Below are 22596 nucleotides of genomic sequence, written 5' to 3' on the forward strand. Positions count from 1 at the left end.
ATTTAGGAATTCCATCCGATTGTCCGCGCGATTCACTAAACTGTGGCTATGTTGAGACTTCCTATTGAGTTAGAAATTGGCCTGCGCTATACCCGATCCAAGCGTCGTAAGACGGTAGGGATGCGCGACGGCTTCCTATCCTTCATTTCTGGGATTTCTACTGCTGGGATCGCTTTGGGAGTTGCTTCATTGATTGTGGTTCTTTCTGTGATGAATGGCTTTCAGAAAGAGGTGCGCGACCGCATGTTGTCGGTTTTATCTCATGTGGAAATTACCACGCCTGATGGTTTAGCCAATTGGGAGCCACTGACTCTGAAACTGGCGCAACAGCCGCATGTCGTTGGTGTAGCGCCTATGGTGAGTTCACAAGGTTTGCTCACTCGTGACAATGTGATGCGTGGTGTTGCGATTCGTGGCATCTCACCAAGCGAGGAAGGTAAGGTCTCTGAACTGCCAAAACAATTTGTAGATGGAAATATTGATGATCTGAAGCCAGGAAGTTTTGGCGTGGCTTTGGGTTCTCAACTTGCAGCGATGATTGGTGCGCATGTTGGTGATCGAATTACCCTCATTGTTCCTGAAAGTGATTTAACGCCAGCAGGTGCTATGCCTCGTATGCGTACACTTCAATTAGTGGGCATTGTTGATAGTGGCCATTATGAATATGACAGCTCCCTAGCTATCATGCATTGGCATGATGCCGCTGCCTTATTACGTTTGCGAGATCCGTCTGGGCTGCGCATCAAAGTGGATGACATGCAGCGTGCTCCAGAGGTCGCCAACGAGTTAGCTGCCATTGTGCCGCAGGCCCTATGGGTTACCGACTGGTCAAGATCAAACCGCAATTGGTTTGCGGCCGTTCAGACTGAAAAGAAAATGATGTGCATCATTTTGACTTTAATTATTGCGGTTGCCGCCTTCAACTTAGTATCCACCTTGGTGATGACTGTGAATGAGAAGCAAGCGGATATCGCCATCCTGAGAACGATGGGTGCAAGTCCGGGACTCATTCAGAGGATATTTTTAGTTCAGGGTTTGGCGATTGGTTTATTGGGCTCGTTGGCCGGTGTTGTTCTAGGTTTATTAATTGCCCTCAATATCGATGTCATCGTTCCAGTAATTGAAGCCATTTTCCGTGTTCAGTTCTTGCCGCGCGAGGTGTATTTCATTGGCGAATTGCCTTCTGATGTGAGAGCAAGTGATGTGTTGACAGTGGGATTAATGGCATTCGGTCTTTCAGTTTTGGCGACGCTATATCCAAGTCGTCGTGCCGCCAAAGTTCAGCCTGCGGAGGCCTTGCGCTATGAGTGATACAGTGAGTAGTGTGGATAAATTAGTGCTTAAGGCTAGAGGTTTAGCTAAGACCTATGGTCAAGGACCTACTGCAGTAGAGGTGCTCAAGGCGATTGATTTAGACGTCGCGACTTCAGAAAAGATCGCGATTGTGGGTTCTTCGGGTTCGGGTAAGAGTACTTTGCTACACCTCTTGGGTGGCTTAGATAGTCCAAATGCTGGTTCTGTGATGTTGGCGGGCTCCAATTTGAATAATCTATCGGTGAAAAAATTGGATCAGTTGCGTAATCGTAGCTTGGGCTTCATTTATCAATTCCATCACCTCTTGGATGAATTTAGCGCTGCGGAGAACGTGGCGTTGCCGTTACGTATTCGTGGCTTAAGCAATGATGAGTCTATGGACCGCGCCAGCGAGATGCTGAAAGCAGTTGGCTTGGCGGCTCGTGAGTTGCATACTCCGGGAGAGTTATCAGGGGGCGAGCGTCAGCGCGTAGCTGTAGCCCGAGCCTTGGTTGGTAATCCCGCATGCGTTTTGGCGGACGAGCCAACAGGCAATCTCGATACTGAAACTGCCGATGGCGTATTTGATTTGATGTTGGATATCGCTCGCGATCAAGGGACTGCCTTTGTGATTGTAACTCATGACCCGGTGCGCGCTAAACGCTGCGATCGTATTTTGCATGTAGAGTGCGGAGTTTTGAAAACGTTTTCAGTATGAGTGGACATCCCATGTGGATTGATACCCATTGCCATTTGGACACTCCTGAATTTGCGAATCATTTGTCTGTCGTGATCCGCGCAACCGCTGAAAAAAACGTTAAGGCGATATTGTTGCCCGCAGTAAAGGTGGCTGACTGCACTCATGTAAAAGAATTGACTCATCAATTTAGCCGGGAAATTCCGGGTTTGGTTTATACCCTTGGTATACATCCGCTGTATACCAATAAAGCCAAAGAGAGTGATATTGAAACGCTTGAGAAAAACATTGGTGAATCACTCTCTGATCCCCGCTTTGTAGGCGTGGGCGAGATAGGCTTAGATTATTTTGTGGAAGATTTAGATTCGCATAAACAGGAATTCTTCTTCAATGCTCAGTTAGATTTAGCCCAGAAATATCAATTACCTGTAATCCTCCATGTGCGCTGTTCGCAAGATATGATTTTGAAGGCTTTACGTCGTCGTAATATTGCTGGCGGTATAGCGCATGCCTTTAACGGTAGTTTTCAGCAATCAGAGCCGTTTATTGAGCTCGGCTTTAAGTTGGACTTTGGTGGCGCAGCTACCTATGAGCGCGCTTTGCAAATTCGTAGGCTCTTGCAAGAGTTACCGCTAAATAGCATTGTTACCGAAACGGATTCTCCAGATATTCCGCCGGCATGGTTGAGGGAAGAGCGTATTGCTTGTAATGAGCCCGTCTTTTTGCCGCGGATTACAAAAGAGTTGGCCTCTATACGGGGAGCGGAGGATATTGAGTTCGCTGCTGCGGTTTGGGGCAACGCAATGCAAGCGCTACCTCGCTGGTCGACTCTCTGCGCTAGCTCTTCTAACCCTCATTTAGCTTCTTAACTATTTGCGTTTAGTTATAGCGGCGTTTATCGCCGGGAGATCGCTCCTTCTCTTTTTGCCGCAAGTGCCGGAATACTGGGTTTATTTATGCATGATCACCGCCACTCCTTGTTTTCTGGTTGGATGGTTTAGACCGAATCACTCCCTACTTAAAAAAAGTGACGGTAATTGGTTTGTTATTTATGATGGGGTTCGCTTGGAATGCCTGGTATGCAGATCAGCGTTTAGAGAATATTCTTGCTATCGATCTGGAGGGCAAAGAGCTCGCGCTTGAGGGTGGGGTAGCTGCTTTGCCTCAGGGTAATTCGGCGGGTGCAAAGTTTGCCTTTGAGATTGATTCCGCTAGTTCGGGAAGAGAGCTTATAAATTCTTTTCCAAAGAAAAGTTATTTAAGTTGGCAACCTGCTTGGCGAAATCCTCAAGAAATTCCCGAGGTTATTCCTGGTCAGCGCTGGAAGTTCAAGGCTAAGCTCAAGCGTCCCTACGGCTCTCTAAATCCCTATACCTTTGATTTTGAGCGTTGGTCCTTTCACCAAGATCATGGTGAATTTAGTGCAAGCGTTTTGGATATCGGGCAGGGCACTGCGGTGCTTATCGAAACCGTAAACAGAAGATTGCTGTATGACACGGGCCCCATTTAAGATAAGAAAGATGATGCGGGTCAGAGAATCATCTTGCCGTATTTGCGTGGCAGAGGTATTAACCAAATCGATCGCATGGTGATTAGTCACAGCGATAGTGATCACGTTGGTGGTGCTGCAACATTGCTAAGGCATGCATGAACCTTGCCCAAAACAATCAATGGGCGATTGTTCACCATTTTGAAGATCGCGCTATTAGTGGTGCATCCAAAGATCGTCCGGGATTTAGGGAAATGCTCAAGGCAGCTCAGAGTAAGGAGTTTGACGTTTTACTGGTTGATGACCTATCGCGCTTGAGTCGTGATGATATTGAAACTAAGCAGGTTATTAGTCGTTTCAAATATCAAGGTTTAAGGATTATTGGCGTACGTGATGGCTACGATAGTTCAGGTAAGGGAGAAAAAATTCAAACCTCCATGCGGGGTTTAATGAATGAACTTTATCTTGATGATTTGCGTGAAAAGGCGCATCGTGGCATGGCGGGTCAGGCAAGTCGTGGCTATAGCACAGGAGGGCGCTGCTAGGGTTACGAGCATCATCCCCTTGAAGATTCATCAAAGCTTGATGCTTATGGAAGACCGATGGTTTTGGCAGTCCGCCGTGAAATTAACTTAGACCATGCAAAGATTATTGTTCACATATATGAGCGCTTTTCTACAGGATGGTCGCCTAGGACCATTGCTCGTGAGCTCAACGAAATGGGCGTTCCTTCTCCGCGCGGAAGTCAGTGGCTGCAGTCAGCTATTTATGGTGATCAAGATGAGGGTACAGGTATTCTAAATAATTGGTTGTATAGCGGTCGTTACGTTTGGAATCGGCGTGAGTGGCGCAAAAACCCTGATACAGGCAAGCGGACCTATGTGCAGCGCTCCAAGTCTGAATGGGTAACCACAGAGATGGAAGAGCTGAGGATTGTTTCTCCGGAATTATGGGAGCAGGTCAAAGCTCGTCAGGCACTTCTAAGAAGTGAGCAAGGTGAAAGAGTCAAGTTGGGGCTTCGCGCTGCCAGTGCAAGCGCCTCAGGTTGCTCAACAGGCATGGGCTCCAAATATTTATTGTCAGGTTTGCTAAAGTGTTTTCAATGTGGCGTTAACTTTGTAATGCACAGCGCAACTTCTTATGCTTGCGCAAAAAATATTCATGGCGGTCATGCGGCTTGCTCAAATCACTACCGTTTGCCAAGGCGCAAAGTGTAGAAGAAATTATTGGAAGTGATCAAGCAAGAGGTTTTCACTCCTGAGGCTAGTAAGCAATTTGCAGTTGAGGTCAAAAATGAATTGATGAGCAAGGCTAAAGAATTGCATGTTGATGTAGAACGGGCTCAGACTGAGGTTAAGAAGTCTCAACGAGAGATCGATAACATCATGGTGGCTATTAAAGCTTGGGTTCTGACCGAATCTACAAAAAATGAGTTAGTAGCAGTCGAAGGTAGAAAAGGTGAAGCCCAGAAGCGGCTGGAGACTGCCTCTTTAATGGACGAGAGGGCTGTCCGGCGTCTAATGGATATGTTGCCCAAGGCTCTGGAGCGCTATTGCCAGACAGTTGATGGTCTAAAAACGGTTCTAGGATCAAATCTAGAACCATTCTGAAGGATGTATTAGGGGATATTCAGTTAAGCCAAGAAAAACATGGCCTGGAGGCCGAATTGCGTATAGATTGGGCTAAAAGCTTAAGTCTTGGAGCCTCAGAAGAGGCTGAAAAACTTAAAGTATTGATGGTTGCGGGGGCAGGATTTGAACCTACGACCTTCGGGTTATGAGCCCGACGAGCTGCCAGACTGCTCCACCCCGCGTCTGAAGCTGAGATTTTACCATTTTTTTTGGGGTCTCTGTCGAGGTCTCCCTCTAAATAAAGCATAAATAAGCGGTTTTTGAGGGGAAATTCTCGATTTCATGACCGCCGTTAAGGAGTAACATATTGCCACGCAACATCACGCTAGGGTTTATTAATGTCAGTTAGCAATCCTGAGTTTTCAGAGTCATCCTTATTAAGCCCCGTGGAGATTTCTCGAGAGGGGCATCCTCATACGAAAGGGGCCTATATATCTTTGATGTTTGCCGAAATCGGCGTTGTATTCGGTGATATTGGTACAAGCCCCCTTTACGCTCTTAAGGAATGCTTCAGCCCTGAACATGGCATACCGTTTTCACCAGAGGCTGTCTATGGTGTGATCTCAATGATTTTTTTGGCTTTTGCGGTTGTCGTTTCATTGAAGTATGTTTTAGTTGTGATGCGCACAAATAATCATGGTGAGGGCGGCATTTTGGCGCTTATGGCGCTAGCGCTAAGAACGGCACCTGCAAATTCAAAGCGCTCACCACTCATTATCATGGCTGGTGTATTCGGCGCTTGCATGTTCTATGGCGATGCAATTATTACCCCGGCAATTTCAGTGCTGTCAGCAGTTGAAGGTCTGGAGGTGATTTCCCCTGATCTGACTCGATATGTCATAGCAAGCACTATTTTTATTCTAGTCCTCCTCTTTTTTATTCAGAAGACTGGCACTGATTGGGTTGGGAAGCTTTTTGGACTTGTCATGATGCTTTGGTTTATTGCTATCGGGTTGATGGGCGTACATCAGGTTATTCAGAACCCAGCAATTTTTGCCGCGATTAACCCTTTATTCGCCATTCAATTCTTAATAGAGCACTCATTGCAAGGGTTTATTGTTTTGGGTGCAGTATTTCTAGTGTTGACTGGTGCTGAGGCTTTATATGCTGATATGGGCCATTTTGGACTTACGCCAATTCGGATGGGTTGGTTTTTATTGTGATGCCTTGTTTGCTCTTAAATGACTTTGGTCAGGGCTCAATGTTTTTGGGTAACCCAGAGACCATTACAAACCCATTTTTTCTAATGGTGCCAGAAGGTCTTGTATTTCCTTTGGTGCTTTTGGCAACGTCTGCAACCGTCATTGCATCGCAAGCTGTTATATCAGGCGCTTTTTCAATGACCAGTCCGGCAATTTTCCTGGGCTTTGTACCGCGCATGCAGATTCGCAATACATCCGATAGGGAAATTGGCCAGATCTATGTGCCGCTTGTGAACTGGGTGTTGTTGACTCTAGTTATCGCCGTTGTTGTAGCATTTAAAAAGTCTGAAAACTTAGCTGCTGCATATGGTATTGCAGTTACCACCACGATGATTATCACTACCTTTTTAGCTGCAATTGTGATGCGGGTAGTATGGCGTTGGAATACCTTATTGGTAATGCTGGTAATTAGCTCTTTCTTGGCGGTGGACATGGCATTCTTAACTGCTAACCTATTGAAGATCATGGAGGGCGGTTGGTTTCCTTTATTGTTGGGGTCGGCTTGCTTTTTGCTATTGATGACTTGGTATCAAGGTCGCAAGATTCTTCGCCAAAATGCCATGAATAATGGTATTGAGCTCAAGCGTTTTATCGAGGCGTTAATGCAGCATCCTCCTCATCGCGTTGAGGGAGCTGCTATCTTCCTTACTACGCACGTAGATTATTTACCCGTTTCTTTTTTGCATAACTTAAAGCACAACCATGTGCTTCATGAGCAAGTATTTTTCTTAAAGGTGAGTATTTGGGATGTGCCTTACGTAAAGGATAGTGAGCGCATTACCTTGTGCGCTCTTGGCAATGGAATTTATGTTGTACGTGCTGTGTATGGATTTAATGAAACTCCAGATATGGGTCACATTATTGAGTTAATTGAAAAGGCATCTGATCTCAAGTTCGATCTGATGAATACTTCATTTTTCCTGTCACGAGATACGATTGTTTCAACTGAAATACCTGGTATGGCTATCTGGCGTGAGAAATTGTTTTGCTGGATGTATCAAAATACTGATCGTCAGTCTGACTTCTTCAAAATTCCAACGAACCCCTTGGTTGAGTTGGACGCAAAGGTCGAGATTTGAGAAAAAATCTTTTGCTTCAAGCAAAAATATTCATTTCAATATTTTTGTTGGCCTCAGCATTGAGTGGTGTTGTATTAGCCACTCCCGCGGAAGAGGCTGAGCTTGAGCAGTTGGATAGAATTGAGCAACAGTTGGAGCTCCAGCGAGATTGGGCGAAGTATCGTTGGGGTAAAACTTCCTCTGAGTGCTATCAAAAGTATTGTGTAAATAGCTGCCTCAAGGATGCTAGGGCTCTGTATCGCAAAGAAATTGATCCCATTCGCGCACAAGAGGTGGCGCTGCATGAAGTGCAGCGTAAGTTGCGTAAAAGCCTTAAGAGTCAAGCAGATATCAAGCGTTCCGCAGAACGAGCATCACCAGAAAAAGCAGCTGAACGCGCGGCCAATCAAGCTGAATACGAGCAAAAGCAAAAGGATGCGGCAGCTAGAGCGGCTGATTTAGAGCGGCGTCGTAAAGATGCCCCTAAGCGTGCGCAAGAAAATAAAGCCGGCACTCAGCTCGATTAATTTCATATCAATCTGTATTTCAATTTCAATAGGTAACTCTTGGCTAAAGTCAAAACGGTTTATATCTGTCAATCTTGTGGCGGCACCTCAGCCAAGTGGCAAGGTCAGTGCCCGTCTTGCCAGGCTTGGAATACCCTAGAAGAAGGCCTTCCTGAAACGACGTCGAATTCTCGTTTTCAGGGTTTGGTGCAATCATTGCCAAGACAAAAGCTTTCCGCGATTACTGCTGAAGATTTGCCAAGATTTAGTACGGGCGTTGAAGAGTTCGATCGCGTACTGGGTGGCGGCTTAGTTCCAGGCGGCGTAGTGCTCTTAGGCGGTGATCCTGGTATTGGTAAGTCGACCTTGTTTCTTCAGGCCTTAGCGGAGATGAGTGCTGCGGGGATGAATGTACTCTACAGCAGTGGCGAAGAATCGGCGGCTCAGATTGCCTTGCGCGCAAAGCGGATTGGATTGGATGCGCCGCAGTTAGAAGTGTTGGCGGAAATTCAGCTGGAAAAACTGATTTCAATTATGGATACAGTGAGGCCACAGGTATTGGTGGTGGATTCGATTCAGACTTTGTATTCGGAAGTGCTAAGTTCAGCCCCAGGTTCTGTAGCTCAAGTGCGCGAATGTGCGGCGCAATTAACAAGAGCAGCCAAATCCAGTGGGATTTGCGTGTTAATGGTGGGTCACGTAACCAAGGACGGCCATCTTGCGGGCCCTCGAGTGCTCGAGCATATTGTTGACACCGTTTTATATTTTGAGGGTGATACCCACTCCTCTTTCCGCTTAGTGCGCTCCATCAAGAATCGCTTTGGCGCGGTTAATGAGTTGGGCGTCTTTGCAATGACTGAGAAAGGTCTACGCGGCGTCACCAATCCTTCGGCGATCTTTTTGTCACAGCACGAGCAAATGGTTCCTGGCGCCTGTGTATTGGTGACTCAAGAGGGCAGCAGACCTTTGTTGGTTGAGATTCAGGCTCTGGTGGATACGGCGCACGTGCCCAATCCTCGTCGCTTAGCTGTTGGTTTGGAGCAGGCGCGTTTAGCAATGCTCTTGGCTGTATTGCATCGTCATGCTGGTGTCGCTTGTTTTGATCAAGACGTGTTCTTAAATGCTGTTGGCGGCGTCAAAATTGCCGAGCCAGCGGCTGACTTGGCGGTACTGCTCGCGATTCAGTCATCTATTCGCAATCGAGCTTTGCCTAAAGAATTGATTGTGTTTGGCGAGGTTGGTTTAGCAGGAGAAATTCGCCCTTGTCCACGCGGTCAGGAGCGTTTGAAGGAGGCTGCTAAGCTAGGCTTTACTGTGACAATCATTCCAAAAACCAATATGCCTAAGACAAAGATTCCTGGATTGAAAGTCATTCCAGTTGAACGAATTGATCAGGCAATCGCTGCAGCAGCTGAGTTAAGTTAATCCTTCTTTTCTTAACGCAAGTCTTCTGCTTGAATCAGCAAGACTTGTTCTTCCCCAGCAGAAACTTCCATCCAGATAGCTGGAATTTGCGGGAACGCATTCTTGAAGTTTTCATACTCGTTACCAATCTCGAGCAAGATGGCGCCGCGCTCAGATAGGTAATCAGGCGCTGATGCAATGATGCGTCTAATGATGTCCATGCCATCGTCGCCGCCTGCTAAGGCCAACTCCGGTTCTGCCTGATATTCCGCGGGAAGTGCGCTCATTGAGGAGGTGTTGACGTAAGGCGGGTTGCAAATGATGAGATCAAATAAGTTGTTTTCATTTGGCTCTGGTAGGGCATCCCAAAGATCGCCATCCAATAATTCCACCTGGGAGTTCAAGCCATGACGATCTACATTTCGCGATGCCACTGAGAGTGCTGGCATTCTGATATCGCAGGCGCTCACATGAATATCAGGACAAGATAATGCCAGGAGAATTGCTAGCGAGCCATTGCCCGTGCAAAGATCAAGTGCTTTACCATCTGCTGGCAACCAAGGTTCTAGCGAACCATCCACGATCAGTTCTGCAATCCAGGAGCGCGGAACAATGCTCTGCTCACTACAAAAGAATGGCACACCCATTAGCCAAGCTTCACCCAAGATGTAGGCAAGCGGTTTACGAGTGCTAATTCTGGTTTCGGCAACATCAGATGCTTGTTGCTGTTGATCTTCGGGTATTGCATCATCCAGGTGATCTAAAGTCTCCGCTGGGCTGAGGTCTAATTGTTTACTAACAATCCACAAAGCTTCGCTTTGCGCATCAATCGCCCCATGGCCGTAATGCAAGTTTGCCGCTTCGAGTTTTAGTGCAATCCGATCAATGCACCGGTTAACAGAAATTGGTTGCTGAGACTCAGGGTCCATGATGGAAGGGGTCTTTAGAGGAAAGGGCGGGCGAGACGTAATTGTGCTTAAGCGATTAATTGCTCGAGTGTCTTGCGATAGATGTTTTTGAGCGGTACTACGTCATCAACGATAACGCACTCGTCGATCTTGTGGCTTGTGGCATTGAGGGGGCCAAATTCCACAACTTCTTTGCAAATCTTCGCGATGAAGCGGCCGTCGCTAGTTCCGCCAGTTGTCGAAAGCTCTGCGTCCACCTTGACCTCTGCTTTAATGGTTTTGCGCAACGCGCCTGCTAATTCACCATCGCCAGTGATAAAAGGACTGCCGCCTAATACCCACTTAATTTCAAACTCAAGACCAGCATCCTTTAGGATTTTTTCTAGACGTTCGCGCAATTGTTCTGGCTTGCTCTCGGTAGAGAAGCGGAAATTAAAGTCGATCACCAATTCGCCGGGGATGACGTTATTCGCGCCAGTGCCGGCATATACATTCGAAATTTGAAAGCTGGTGGGTTGGAAGTATTCGTTACCCTTATCCCACTGGGTCTCTACCAACGCGGAAATCGCTGGCGCAGAAAGGTGAATCGGGTTTTTGCCTAAATGCGGATAAGCGATGTGCGCCTGAATGCCTTTGACTCTGAGTTTGCCTGATAAGGATCCGCGGCGACCATGCTTCATCATGTCACCAAGTTTATCCACTGAGGTAGGTTCACCAATCACGCAGTAGTCCAAACGTTGACCGTGCTTTTGTAAACGCTCGCACATAATTAGGGTACCATCGTTAGCGGGACCTTCTTCATCGCTGGTGATTAAGAAGGCGATTGAGCCTTGGTGGTCTGGATGCGCAGTGACAAATTCTTCTGTGGCCACCACAAAGCCAGCAAGCGAGGTTTTCATATCCGCTGCGCCACGTCCATAGAGCATGCCGTCGCGAATTGTTGGCGTGAAAGGATTGCTCGTCCACTTCTCTAGCGGGCCAGTAGGAACCACATCGGTATGACCAGCGAACATCAAGACCTTGCCTTGATCGCCAGCCTTACCTTTTTTAATTGCCCACAAGTTGGTGACCTGAAAATTCTCAGGACCACTGATAACGCTCTCAGTATGAAAGCCAATTGCCTGAAGGCGTTTAGCGATTAACTCCTGGCAACCACCATCAGCCGGTGTTACGGAGTGGCAGGAGATGAGAGCTTCAGTAAGCTCAAGAGTGGCGCTCATGGATTTAGCTTAGTCGCGGAGTAATTCGTTAATAGCTGTCTTTGCACGAGTTTGCGCATTGACTTTCTTCACGATAATTGCTGCATATAGGCTGTATTTACCGCAAGCAGAAGGCAGGGAGCCTGGAACGACCACAGAGCCTGCTGGTACGCGACCATAGTGCACTTCACCTGTTTCGCGATCGTAAATCTTGGTGCTTTGGCCGATATATACGCCCATCGATAAAACGGCGTTTTCTTCAATTACTACGCCTTCCACTACTTCTGAGCGGGCGCCAATAAAGCAGTTATCTTCAATAATGACTGGTCCGGCCTGAATTGGCTCGAGAACACCACCAATACCAACGCCGCCAGAAAGGTGAACATTCTTACCAATTTGAGCGCAAGAACCCACGGTTGCCCAGGTATCAACCATGGTGCCTTCACTGACATAAGCGCCAATATTGACGTAGGAAGGCATTAAAACAGCATTTTTGCCGATAAATGAGCCGCGTCGGGCTACGGCAGGGGGTACTACTCGGAAGCCGTCAGCAGCAAAGTCGGCTGCAGTGTAGTTTTCAAACTTGCTTGGAACCTTGTCGTAGAACTGGGTATAGCCACCAGCACTCATCGGTTTGTTGTCTTCTAGGCGGAAAGAGAGCAAAACGGCCTTCTTAACCCACTGATTCACTTCCCATTTGCCTACGTCGCGGCGCTCAGCTACGCGGATAGTGCCGGCATTGAGGCACTCTAGGACGGCATTTACGGCATTACGAACATCCCCAGGAGCGCTATCTGGAGACAGGTTTTCGCGGTTTTCCCAGGCTTGTTCAATGATGTTTTGTGGTGATTGGCTCATGCTTTTTAGTTAACTATCAGATTGTTAAGGGATTTTTCCACTGAGGGTAGATTGATCATTATATAGATTGGGCAAAAACGCGTCTAAGCACCTTCAAGCTTGCTATCATCTTCCCACTTTAGCTTTCATTTGTACCCCTTTATTTGAACCTCTTTTTTCCCTGCAAAGTACGCCGTGCAACTGAAATCCATCAAACTTTCCGGCTTTAAGTCTTTCGTAGACACAGCCCATTTTGAAATGCCTGGCCAATTGATTGGCGTTGTGGGTCCTAATGGCTGTGGAAAGTCGAACATTATTGACGCCGTCCGCTGGGTTTTGGGTGAATCCCGCGCTAGCGAATTGCGTGGCGAATCAATGCAGGACGTTATTTTTAATGGTTCTGGTTTGCGTAAACCCTCTGGTCGTGCCAGCGTGGAACTCATTTTTGATAACACTGAAGGACGCGCTCAAGGTCAGTGGAGTGCCTTTACAGAATTAGGTATTAAACGCGTTTTGACTCGCGATGGAAATTCTAGTTATTACGTGAACAACAAAGTTGTTCGTCGTAAAGATATTCAGGATATTTTCTTGGGTACCGGTATGAGCCCAAGAGGTTACGCGATTATTGGACAAGGCACGATCAACCGCATTTTGGAAGCCAAGCCAGAAGAGTTGCGCGTATTCTTGGAAGAGGCAGCCGGTGTTTCTAAATGCAAAGAGCGTCGCAAAGAAACTGCTGCGCGTTTAGAAGACACGGTAGAAAACTTAACGCGCGTTGAAGATATCTTGCGTGAACTTGATCAGCAGTTAACTCGCTTGGAAAAACAAGCGACTGTTGCCGAACGTCATGCGGAACTTTCGACGCAAATGAAATCCCAACAACAGTTGTTGTGGTTTGTACGCCAAACCGAGGCCGGTAAAGAGCAAGAGCGCCATGCCAATGGTATCCGCGATACCCAAGTTGGCTTAGAAGAGCAAACTGTTAAGCTCCGCCACGTCGAAGCTGAGCTAGAGACAATGCGCACACAACAGTACGCATTACAAGATAAAGTTTCTCAAGCGCAAGGTGATTTATATCAAACCAATTCTGACGTGAGTCAGGTTGAGTCGCAGATTCTTTATGTGCAAGAAGCGCGTCAACGTTTGCAACAGCAAACACAAGACTTGCAAGCGCAATTGCAACGCTGGACCGTACAAGAAACCGATGCGGCACAAGCGCAGCGCACTACCGAACACGAGCTTTCGTTAGCTGCTGAAAAAGAACAAACTTTGCTGGCGGATTTGAATGGTTTGCAAGAGCAAATGCCAGGTCGTGAAGAGGCTTATCACAATGCTATTCGCGAGCTTAATCAAGCACGCGATTCACTTGCGTCTATTGAGCAACGTTTAGCGAGTTTGGGTGAGCGTATTCGTTCTATGTCAGCGCAATCAGATGAGTTGAAGGGGCGCGAGACCCGCCTAGTTGGTGAGTTCGATGGCTTGCGTCGTCCTGATGCTGAGGCGTTGCAAATGGCGATTGACCGTCAGGCCATTGCGGCGCGCAAAGTGGAAGAGGCCAAGCAGCGCGCTGGTGAAGCTCAGCAACGTGTTCCTGCTGCCGATGAGGCGCGCAATGCCGCTCAACAAAAAATTCAGGAAGCCAATCAGGATTTAGCTCAGACAGAAGCTAAATTGACTGCATTAACTGCCTTGCAGGCTAGCGTTCAGGCGCAAGGCAAGATTGGACCTTGGTTAGAAAGCAAAGGCCTCAAAGAAAGTAAGCGTCTTTGGCAAGAGCTCAAAGTTGAGAGTGGCTGGGAAGCTGCCCTTGAGTCTGTATTGCGTGACCGTTTGGCTGCGGTTACTGCAAAGAGCGTGCAAGAAACATTGGCCTTAGCTAATGATGCGCCTCCAAGCCGTTTGGCTATTTTGCTCACAGAAGAAATTACCCCAGCGCATACCTCTGCGCCAGCGGATTTCACGCCATTGTTAAGCCGCGTTCAAAGCGCGGGTGCACCAAGACTCACCTCAGTGTTGCAAGAGTGGTTAGACAATATCTATATTGCTAGCAGCCTCGAAGATGCTTTGCACCGTCGCGAAAAATTACCTGCTGGCGGCGCGTTTGTAACTCAGCAAGGCCATTTGGTTAGCCGTGTAGGCGTACAGCTTTATGCGGCAGACTCTGAGCAAGCGGGTATGTTGGCTCGCGCTCAAGAGATGGAAAGTCTCGAGAAGCAGCTGCGTGCACAACAATTGATGCAAAGCGAACTCAAAGGCGAGTTGGATCAGTGTGTGGCTAATTATCAAGCGGCTCACCAAGCTGCGGAACAGGCTCGCGAGAATGCTGAGCATGCTGTTCAAGAGGCTCATGGCTTTGAAGTGGAGAGAATGCAGTTGACTCAAGCTGAAGAGCAATACAGTCAACGTGCTGCTCAAATTCAGTCTGAGTTAAGTGAATTGCGTCAGCAGATGGAGCAAGTGAGTCAGACTCAAGAGCAGTCTGCTGCTGAATTACTTGAATCAGAAGAGTCAAAACAAGGGCTGAAAGAGGTATTACAAGGTGCTCAAGAGAAATTAGAGCGCTCCACTGAAGAGTGTGATCGTTTGCGCGAGTCATTGCGTGCTGCCGAGATGGCCGCTCAAGAGGCCGCCTTCGCGACTCGCTCTTTGCAACAACGCATTGCCGATTTGCAGCGTGATCAAAGTACTGCGCGTACACAGATCATGGAGATTCAAGATAAACATGACTCCGCTACTCAAGAATTAGAAACGCTGAGTGATGAAGAGGCGCAAGATAAGTTGCAAGGTCTATTGCTAGCTCGTAGCGCACGTGACGCTGCTTTAGCTAACGCACGTACCGAACAGGATGCTTTGTTGCATCAACTGCGTGAAGCCGATGAATCACGTATGCAAGTAGAGCGTAGCTTGCAACCGATGCGTGACAAGGTCGTGGATTTGCAATTGCGTGAGCAAGCTGCTCGTTTGCACTTCGAGCAATTTGCTACTTTATTGTCTGATGCCGAGGCTGATCGCACTGCACTTGAAGCAAGCTTCAGTCCTGACTTGAAGGTTGGTGCATTGCAGAGCGAAGTGAATCGCTTAAATACCGAGATTCAAGCATTAGGCCCGGTCAATATGGCTGCTCTAGATGAGTTATCCAGTTCGCGTGAGCGTAAGCAATTCTTGGATGCGCAATCAGCTGACTTGAATGAGGCGATGCAGACTTTGACGGATGCGATTGCGAAGATTGATGCGGAAACTCATGATCTATTGCAGGGTACCTTCGATCAGGTTAATGCCCACTTTGGCAAACTCTTTCCAGAATTATTTGGCGGCGGCCATGCTGAACTGGTCATGACTGGCGAAGAGATTTTGGATTCAGGCGTTCAGGTGATGGCGCAGCCCCCCGGCAAGAAAAACAGTTCGATTGACCTCCTGTCTGGTGGTGAAAAGGCTTTGACTGCGATTGCTTTTGTGTTCTCGCTATTCCTCTTGAACCCAGCCCCATTCTGCTTGCTGGATGAGGTTGATGCGCCATTGGATGATGCAAATACCTTGCGTTATGCAAATCTAGTAGCCAAAATGTCAGATAAGACACAGTTTTTGTTTATCTCACACAACAAGATCACTATGGAAATCGCGCATCAGCTTATTGGTGTCACGATGCAAGAGCAGGGCGTATCCCGTATTGTGGCTGTCGATATCGCCTCTGCGGTATCAATGGTGGAGGCCGCTTAAGTGTATTTAGAACAAATCATGACGATGTCGGGTTTGTCTGATTTGCAATTGGCATTAGCCGTTATTGGTTTATTGATTCTGATAACGGTAGCTATTCTCAATATTAAGTACGCACGCGCTCGCTGTAAGGCAAAAGAGCAAAATGAATATTCATTGGATGATCGCTTTGCGCGTGAGCCTAGCTTTAGTCAAGGTTTCGCTGATAGCGAGGCGCTTGCGCGAACAGAGCCTAGTTTTGGTGAGGTTCAGTCGACGGCGATTTCAGCCCCGGATAAATTTGCTATTGATCCACGCATTGATTGTGTCATGACACTCCGCTTTGATGAAGCTATTAGCGGTGCGGAAATCCTAAATGAAATTAATGCTTGGACTGATCTTGAAGCGCAATCTACTGCGCGCTGGATGTGCGAAGGCCTAAATGCCAATTTAAATGTTGCTGAAGACTGGGAAGAATTGCATCCCGAGTCTATGTATTCAGAATTACAGTTAGCTATCCAGTTAGCCAGCCGCAAAGGTCCTATAGGTGTTTTAGAGCTATCAGACTTCTGTTCTCGTGCTCAAGCTCTTGCTGAGACCCTGGGATCACAAATCGATATGCCAAGCGTAAGCACCATGCTGGAAAGTGCTAAAGAATTGGATGTCATGGCTGCAGAGAGTGATATTCAGTTGAGTATTAATGTATTGTTTGATGAGCCATGTCCTTGGGGTAACTTCGATGCATTAATGCGCCAAAGAGGATTTAAGTTGTTTCGTAATGGACGTCAATACGAATATCTCAGTAAAGGTACCTTACTTTTTAATAGCGCTGATTTAGATCCCAATAAATCAGTGATCCAGATAACGCTGTTGCTTGAAGTTCCTTTGGTTCCGCAAGAAGAGCGCGCATTTGAAAGAATGCTGGCAGAAGGTATAGAGATTGCGCAAACAGCTCATGGCCGCTTAGTGGATGACAATGGTATTAATTTGAGTGAAGCTGCAGTTATCAGCATTCGTCAGCACCTTGATGTCCTCTACGCCAATCTTGAGAAATCTGGCGTACCTGCTGGATCTTCTACAGCTAGCAGACTATTTAGCTAGGAAATCACTTTGTCGTCCAATAGTCCGACAAATTTAGCGGAGCGTTACGCATTCTTGAAGGCCGAGCTCGCGCGCTTGGAGCATGCTTACTACGTTCTCGATAATCCACTCCTGCCTGATATTGAGTACGATCGCCTTTATCGTGAGTTATTGGATATTGAGGCTGCGCATCCAGAGTGGATCACTCCTGAATCTTTGTCTCAGCGAGTGGGCGGGGCAGCATTAAAAGAATTTGATTCGGTTACTCATGCGGTGTCGATGCTTTCTTTGAATAATGCCTTTGAAGATTCGGAATTGATTGCCTTTGATCGTCGTTGCCGCGAAGCGCTCCACGCAGATCATGTCACATATGCCGGTGAACTCAAGTTTGATGGTCTAGCCATTTCTCTTCGTTATGAAAATGGCTCGCTAGTTACAGCGGCTACTCGTGGTGATGGTGCTAGCGGTGAGGATGTCACCGCTAATATCAAAACGATTCGCGCCATCCCTCTAAAACTCGTTGGAAAAAATATTCCAAAGGTTTTAGAAGTTCGTGGCGAGGTATTTATGTACCTGAAAGACTTTGAGAAAATGAATCGACAGGCTGCAGAGTTGGGTGAGAAAGAATTTGCCAATCCGCGCAATGCTGCTGCAGGTAGCCTGCGTCAGTTAGATTCCAAGATTACGGCTAAGAGACCATTGTCTTTCTTTGCTTATGGCTTAGGAGCTCTAGAGCCTCAGTCTTGGTTACCCAAAACCCATGAAGAATTGCTCAATGCTTATGTAGAGCTTGGTTTGCCTGTTTGTTCGGAACGCAAAGTACTGCATTCGGTGGAAGAGATTTTGGCTTTCTACAATGAGATTGGCGCTAAACGGGACGCGCTTCCTTATGACATCGACGGTGTTGTGTACAAAGTCAATTCCTTTGCCGAGCAGGCTAAGCTAGGATTTGTCTCACGAGCGCCCAGATTTGCTGTAGCCCATAAATATCCAGCACAAGAAGCGCTGACTACGGTATTGGGTATTGATGTGCAGGTAGGGCGTACTGGTGCAATCACTCCAGTAGCGAGGCTTGCTCCAGTAGAGGTGGGTGGTGTAACGGTGACCAATGCTACCCTTCACAATGAAGATGAGGTAAAGCGCAAGGATGTTTGCATTGGCGATACTGTGTCAGTGCGCAGAGCTGGCGATGTGATTCCAGAGGTGGTTGCAGTGATCAAGGATCGTCGCCCAGCTGATGCTAAAGAATTTGTCATGCCACTTCGCTGTCCGGTATGTGATTCTCATATTGAGCGTTTAGCGGATGAGGCTGTAGCGCGTTGTAGCGGCGGACTCTTCTGTGGTGCACAGCGCAAGCAGGCCCTCATTCATTTTGCTCATAGAAGAGCAATGGATATTGAAGGTCTTGGTGAGAAGATAGTTGATCAGTTGGTTGATCAGAATCTAGTCAGAACCCCAGCAGATCTTTATCGCCTGGGATTTACTGCCTTAGCGAAGCTAGAGCGTATGGGCGAGAAGTCTGCCGATAATCTAATTCAAGCAATCAACCAATCCAGAAATACCACCTTAGCTCGATTTATCTTTGCTTTGGGTATTCGTCATGTGGGCGAGACCACTGCCAAGGATTTAGCGAATCACTATCAGTCTATGCACGCATTAATGGATGCAGGCATGGAGGATCTACTCACTGTTAAAGACGTGGGTCCCGTTGTCGCTGACTCCATCACTAGCTTTATGCAAGAGGCTCACAATCGAGAAGTGATTGAGCAATTATTCGCTTCTGGCATGCAACTCGCTGTAGATGAAAAGATCATTAGCGCAGCTGTGGCAGGTAAAACATTTGTCCTTACGGGAACATTCCAAACCATGACTTGTGATGAGGCTAAAGATCTGCTCGAGAAGGCCGGAGCAAAAGTGGCCGGATCCGTCTCAAAGAAAACTGACTATGTGGTTGCTGGCACCGATGCTGGCAGCAAACTCACTAAAGCAGAAGAATTGGGTGTGCCGGTTATTGATGAAGCGGTGATGTTTGAGTTGCTGAAATAAATTCAAGCAACTGCTTTAAGCGCCCAAAGCCTCAAGCAATTCTGCCTCAAGTTGAATCTGTAGCTTGGGATTTTTACCGAGGTTGGCAGCATCTAATAGCAGCACGTCTTCCACTCTCTCGCCTAGAGTATTAATTCTCGCTGTGTGGATTGAAATCTGATGCTTAGCTAAGACCCTGGAGATGGTGTAGAGCAAGCCAGTCCTGTCGCTTGCTGAAAGTGCTAGCGTGTAATACCTTCCGCGATCATCTGGGGCCATATGCACCCGTGGCTGAATTGGAAAAGTGCGTGATTGCCTGGATAGGCGACCCATGCTTGGTGCTGGTAGTGGCTCGCTCTTAGTGAGCGCGGCTGTGAGTTCAAACTCTACCAACTGAATGATGTCACGATAGCTACCGCCCTCATCCACAAAATTACTACCGGCAATTTGGAAGGTGTCTAAGGCATAGCCATGGCGGGTAGTGTGAATGCGCGCATCCCAAATTGAGAAACCATGTCTCTCAAAGTAGGCGCAAATTCTGGCAAAGAGATCTTCTTGGTCTTTCACATAGACGGCGACTTGCAACCCCTCGCCAATCGGAGAGAGTCTTGCCCTGACGATTGGTTGTTCACTATTCACATTATTAAATAGATGGCGTGTTAGCCAAGCAATGTCAGTTGAATCTTGTCTTAAGAAAAACGCCACATCTAATTGCTTCCATAGATCTTCGTAAGCATCATCGTTAATGCCGTAGAGACGTAATTTAGTTCTGGATTCTTCTTGATGTTGCGCTAATTCAGATGAAGCGTCTGGTTTTGCGCCGCCCAAGACTCTCAGAGTTGCGCGGTATAGGTCTTCTAAGAGCTTACCTTTCCAGGCGTTCCAAACCTTAGGGCTTGTGCCCCTGACATCGGCAACAGTCAGTAAATAAAGCGCAGTGAGGTGACGCTCATCGCCCATCTTTTTGGCAAACGCCTTAACCACATCTGGGTCGGTAATATCTTGCTTTTGCGCAACCTGACTCATATAGAGATGTTCGGCGACTAACCAAACCAGTAACTCAGTATCTTTTTTATCCAAGCCATGATCTTTGGCAAACTTGCGCATATCGGCTTTGCCCAGTTGCGAGTGATCACCACCACGTCCCTTGGTAATGTCATGGAAGAGTGCCGCAATCACGAGCAACCAAGGCTTTTCAAAATGGGCGATCAGACTGCTGCAAAACGGGAACTCATGAGTATATTCAACAACCATGAAGCGCCGTACATTGCGTAGCACCATCAGGATATGTTGATCAACGGTGTACACATGAAATAAGTCATGCTGCATTTGTCCAACAATCTTGCGGAATGCGGGAAGATATCGCCCTAATACGCTGCTGCGATTCATGAGGTGAAAGGCTCTGCTTACGCCTGCTGGCTGTTTCAGGATTTCAATAAATAGTGCGCGATTAATGGGGTTGGCACGCCATTTGCTATCCATCTTTGCTCTGGCGTTATAAAGCGCCCTAAAGATGGTTGCAGATAGACTTTTGACATTCGCTGTTTTGGCAAAAACCAGAAAGGTTCTCAGAATTTGTTCAGGATGTTTCTGAAAAAGTTGGGGGTCGGTGATATCCAATACCCCTTGGCGCTCAATAAAGCATTCGTTGCCTTCACCTGGAATGGGGTGAGTGGTTTTTGATTCCTGCGGAAAGAGAAGTGCCTCTATGTTTTGCAGGAGAACGTCATTGAGCTGAGTCACCGCTTTGGCTGCCCAATAGTAGCGGCGCATGATGGCTTCACTTGTTTGGCGGGAGGACTCTGCCTGGATTCCCATCGATGCCGCTAGCGCCGCTTGGAAGTCAAAAGCAAGAACATCTTTCCTGCGTCCGGCAAGTAAATGTAAGTTAGCACGCAGGGTTTCTAGAAAACGTTGGTTGCGATTAAGTTCAGTCAGTTCGCGTTGAGTAACAAGACCAGTCTCATTGAGATCTTTGAACGTGTTGCCCAATAAGACCGCTTTACTAACCCAGGAGATCACCTGCAAATCACGTAAACCACCTGGACTCTCCTTGCAATTGGGTTCTAGAGAGTAGGGGGTGTTTTGATATTTGTAATGACGCTGAATTTGTTCGGCTTGCTTGGCCTGAAAGAAGGCCTTCGGATCCATCGCCGCTTCATACGCCTTAGCGAAATCTTTGAATAATTGTTTTTTTCCACAAATGTAACGGGCTTCCAGTAGCGAGGTTCGCACTGTAATGTCCTGCTCGGATTTAGAAATGCATTCAGCGACAGTTCTGACGGAAGAGCCAATCTCTAAACCGGTATCCCAGCAGTTGGCGACAAATTGCTCAACTTGTTTTGATATGGCTCTGGCTTTTGCTTCATCTGCTGGAAGCAGAATCAGAATGTCTACATCTGAGTATGGAAATAAAGCGCCTCTGCCAAAGCCGCCTACCGCAACTAAAGCAGCTTCGTTATTTAAGCCGCAACTATTCCATAGATGCGCTAGCAGTCGATTACTCAGCTTTGCGAGTTGTTTGGTTAACTTACCTACGGATTGAGTTTTTTTAAACTCACCATAAGCAATTTCACGAGCAGCCCGCAGGCTAGCGACATCAACAATATCGCTAGCTTGTTGCTTATTCATATCTTAAGCGCTTGCTAACGCAGGTCTAAAGGAAAGTCCTTGAACGCAGTCGGGGGGCGAATTACTGCCTTCCGACCAAGTCAATACTTCAACGCCGGTCTGGGTCACTAGTAGGGTGTGTTCCCACTGCGCCGATAAGCTGCGATCTTTTGTCTTGACGGTCCACTGGTCTGGCATCGTGCGAATATCACGCTTGCCAGCATTAATCATCGGCTCAATCGTAAATGTCATTCCCGCTTCTAATTTTTCGCCGGTACCTGGTTTGCCGTGGTGAAGAATTTGGGGGTCTTGATGAAACACCTTGCCAATGCCATGACCACAGTATTCGCGTACTACGGAGTAACCTGCTTTTTCCGCATGAGTCTGAATCACGTGCCCGATGTCACCCAAATAGCAGCCGGGTTTGACTTGAGCAATTCCAAGCCACATACATTCAAAAGTAATTTGGGTGAGGCGTTTTGCCATGACAGAAACTTCGCCCACCATGAACATGCGACTGGTATCGCCGTAGTAACCATCGGGAGTGATGACGGTAATATCCAAATTAACCACATCGCCAGTCTTCAATACTTTCTCGCCTGGAATGCCATGACAAATTACGTCATTCACTGAGGTGCAGATGGATGCGGGGAAAGGGGGGTAGCCAGGCGGCTGATAGTTCAATGGGGCTGGAATGGTCTTTTGGACATCGCGCATGTATTCATGGCACATCCGATCCAATTCACTGGTAGTGACCCCGGCTTTAACGTGAGGGGCCACATGGTCAAGAACTTCACTGGCTAAGCGGCCAGCTTCGCGCATCCCAAGGATGTCTTTTTCGGCGGTCAATACACTATTCATGCCTTGATTATCAACGACTTGGCGAGTTTTGGCTTGCTCTAATTGCCTAAAAAATAGGCAATTACTTCGTTTTAGGCCATCTGGAGGGTAGTTCTGGCTGTAG

At 47.4% G+C, this 22596-nt stretch carries 17 protein-coding genes, 1 tRNA gene and 2 pseudogenes; 14 read left to right on the forward strand and 6 right to left on the reverse strand.

Annotated features, from left to right (window positions below; genetic code table 11):
* Window positions 1-48 precede the first annotated feature (48 nt).
* The 8 genes from DXE35_RS02410 to DXE35_RS02440 all read left to right on the forward strand — a co-directional run bounded on the left by DXE35_RS02410 (window position 49) and on the right by DXE35_RS02440 (window position 5089).
* Window positions 49-1311, forward strand: coding sequence for a lipoprotein-releasing ABC transporter permease subunit (locus DXE35_RS02410; protein WP_114689456.1), 1263 nt, complete (start codon window positions 49-51; stop codon window positions 1309-1311).
* The gene (locus DXE35_RS02415) at window positions 1304-2011 is read left to right on the forward strand and encodes an ABC transporter ATP-binding protein (protein ID WP_114689457.1); all 708 of its coding nucleotides are present in this window, start codon (window positions 1304-1306) and stop codon (window positions 2009-2011) included. Before DXE35_RS02410 ends, DXE35_RS02415 begins: the two co-directional genes overlap by 8 nt.
* Window positions 2012-2022: 11 nt before the next feature.
* Window positions 2023-2859: a TatD family hydrolase gene (locus tag DXE35_RS02420; protein ID WP_114690354.1), complete on the forward strand. Its 837-nt coding sequence runs from the start codon at window positions 2023-2025 to the stop codon at window positions 2857-2859.
* 119 nt (window positions 2860-2978) lie between these two features.
* Entirely contained in the window at window positions 2979-3500 is a 522-nt protein-coding gene (locus tag DXE35_RS02425) for a ComEC/Rec2 family competence protein (RefSeq protein ID WP_269459848.1), read from the forward strand.
* A gap of 30 nt (window positions 3501-3530) precedes the next feature.
* Window positions 3531-3641 carry an MBL fold metallo-hydrolase gene (locus DXE35_RS10080; protein WP_331851951.1) on the forward strand — a complete coding sequence of 37 codons (111 nt, stop codon included), beginning with the start codon at window positions 3531-3533 and terminating at the stop codon, window positions 3639-3641.
* Window positions 3638-4024, forward strand: a complete 387-nt coding sequence (locus DXE35_RS02430) for a recombinase family protein (RefSeq protein WP_114689458.1) — start codon at window positions 3638-3640, stop codon at window positions 4022-4024. Before DXE35_RS10080 ends, DXE35_RS02430 begins: the two co-directional genes overlap by 4 nt.
* A gap of 57 nt (window positions 4025-4081) precedes the next feature.
* Window positions 4082-4696, forward strand: a complete 615-nt coding sequence (locus DXE35_RS02435; RefSeq protein WP_114689459.1) for a recombinase family protein — start codon at window positions 4082-4084, stop codon at window positions 4694-4696.
* Between the two features lie 9 nt (window positions 4697-4705).
* Window positions 4706-5089 (forward strand): hypothetical protein, encoded by a 384-nt coding sequence (locus DXE35_RS02440; RefSeq protein WP_162784943.1) that lies wholly within the window; start codon window positions 4706-4708, stop codon window positions 5087-5089.
* 126 nt (window positions 5090-5215) lie between these two features.
* On the opposite strand, the gene DXE35_RS02445 is transcribed toward DXE35_RS02440, so the two are convergent.
* Window positions 5216-5292, reverse strand: a tRNA-Met gene (locus DXE35_RS02445).
* Between the two features lie 258 nt (window positions 5293-5550).
* Here DXE35_RS02445 and DXE35_RS02450 point away from each other — a divergent pair.
* The 3 genes and pseudogenes from DXE35_RS02450 to radA all read left to right on the forward strand — a co-directional run bounded on the left by DXE35_RS02450 (window position 5551) and on the right by radA (window position 9301).
* A pseudogene (locus DXE35_RS02450) lies at window positions 5551-7391 on the forward strand (potassium transporter Kup).
* 59 nt (window positions 7392-7450) lie between these two features.
* On the forward strand, window positions 7451-7897 hold the full coding sequence (locus DXE35_RS02455; RefSeq protein WP_231969932.1) for a hypothetical protein: 447 nt from the start codon (window positions 7451-7453) through the stop codon (window positions 7895-7897).
* 39 nt (window positions 7898-7936) lie between these two features.
* Window positions 7937-9301 (forward strand): DNA repair protein RadA, encoded by a 1365-nt coding sequence (radA, locus tag DXE35_RS02460; protein WP_114689462.1) that lies wholly within the window; start codon window positions 7937-7939, stop codon window positions 9299-9301.
* An 11-nt stretch (window positions 9302-9312) separates the two neighbouring features.
* On the opposite strand, the gene prmB is transcribed toward radA, so the two are convergent.
* From prmB to dapD, 3 genes are read right to left on the reverse strand one after another with little or no spacing between them, the layout of a single operon-like run.
* The gene (gene prmB / locus DXE35_RS02465; RefSeq protein WP_114689463.1) at window positions 9313-10209 is read right to left on the reverse strand and encodes a 50S ribosomal protein L3 N(5)-glutamine methyltransferase; all 897 of its coding nucleotides are present in this window, start codon (window positions 10207-10209) and stop codon (window positions 9313-9315) included.
* A gap of 47 nt (window positions 10210-10256) precedes the next feature.
* Window positions 10257-11408: a succinyl-diaminopimelate desuccinylase gene (dapE, locus tag DXE35_RS02470; protein ID WP_114689464.1), complete on the reverse strand. Its 1152-nt coding sequence runs from the start codon at window positions 11406-11408 to the stop codon at window positions 10257-10259.
* Window positions 11409-11417: 9 nt separating this feature from the next.
* Entirely contained in the window at window positions 11418-12245 is an 828-nt protein-coding gene (gene dapD, locus DXE35_RS02475) for a 2,3,4,5-tetrahydropyridine-2,6-dicarboxylate N-succinyltransferase (RefSeq protein WP_114689465.1), read from the reverse strand.
* 174 nt (window positions 12246-12419) lie between these two features.
* Here dapD and smc point away from each other — a divergent pair, with 174 nt between their 5' ends.
* The 3 genes from smc to ligA are packed head-to-tail and all read left to right on the forward strand — an operon-like array spanning window position 12420 to window position 19043.
* On the forward strand, window positions 12420-15941 hold the full coding sequence (gene smc, locus DXE35_RS02480; RefSeq protein WP_114689466.1) for a chromosome segregation protein SMC: 3522 nt from the start codon (window positions 12420-12422) through the stop codon (window positions 15939-15941).
* Window positions 15942-17018 carry a cell division protein ZipA C-terminal FtsZ-binding domain-containing protein gene (locus DXE35_RS02485; RefSeq protein WP_231969933.1) on the forward strand — a complete coding sequence of 359 codons (1077 nt, stop codon included), beginning with the start codon at window positions 15942-15944 and terminating at the stop codon, window positions 17016-17018.
* 9 nt (window positions 17019-17027) lie between these two features.
* Window positions 17028-19043, forward strand: coding sequence for an NAD-dependent DNA ligase LigA (ligA, locus tag DXE35_RS02490; protein ID WP_114689468.1), 2016 nt, complete (start codon window positions 17028-17030; stop codon window positions 19041-19043).
* A 15-nt stretch (window positions 19044-19058) separates the two neighbouring features.
* On the opposite strand, the gene DXE35_RS02495 is transcribed toward ligA, so the two are convergent.
* Together DXE35_RS02495 and map are read right to left on the reverse strand one after the other, a co-directional pair.
* Window positions 19059-21653 (reverse strand): [protein-PII] uridylyltransferase, encoded by a 2595-nt coding sequence (locus DXE35_RS02495; RefSeq protein ID WP_114689469.1) that lies wholly within the window; start codon window positions 21651-21653, stop codon window positions 19059-19061.
* 3 nt (window positions 21654-21656) lie between these two features.
* Window positions 21657-22511, reverse strand: a pseudogene (gene map, locus DXE35_RS02500) (type I methionyl aminopeptidase); the annotation flags it as partial.
* Between the last annotated feature and the right edge of the window lie 85 nt (window positions 22512-22596).

Source organism: Polynucleobacter necessarius (genome assembly GCF_900095215.1).
In the GTDB taxonomy this organism is placed as follows: Bacteria; Pseudomonadota; Gammaproteobacteria; order Burkholderiales; family Burkholderiaceae; genus Polynucleobacter; species Polynucleobacter necessarius_H.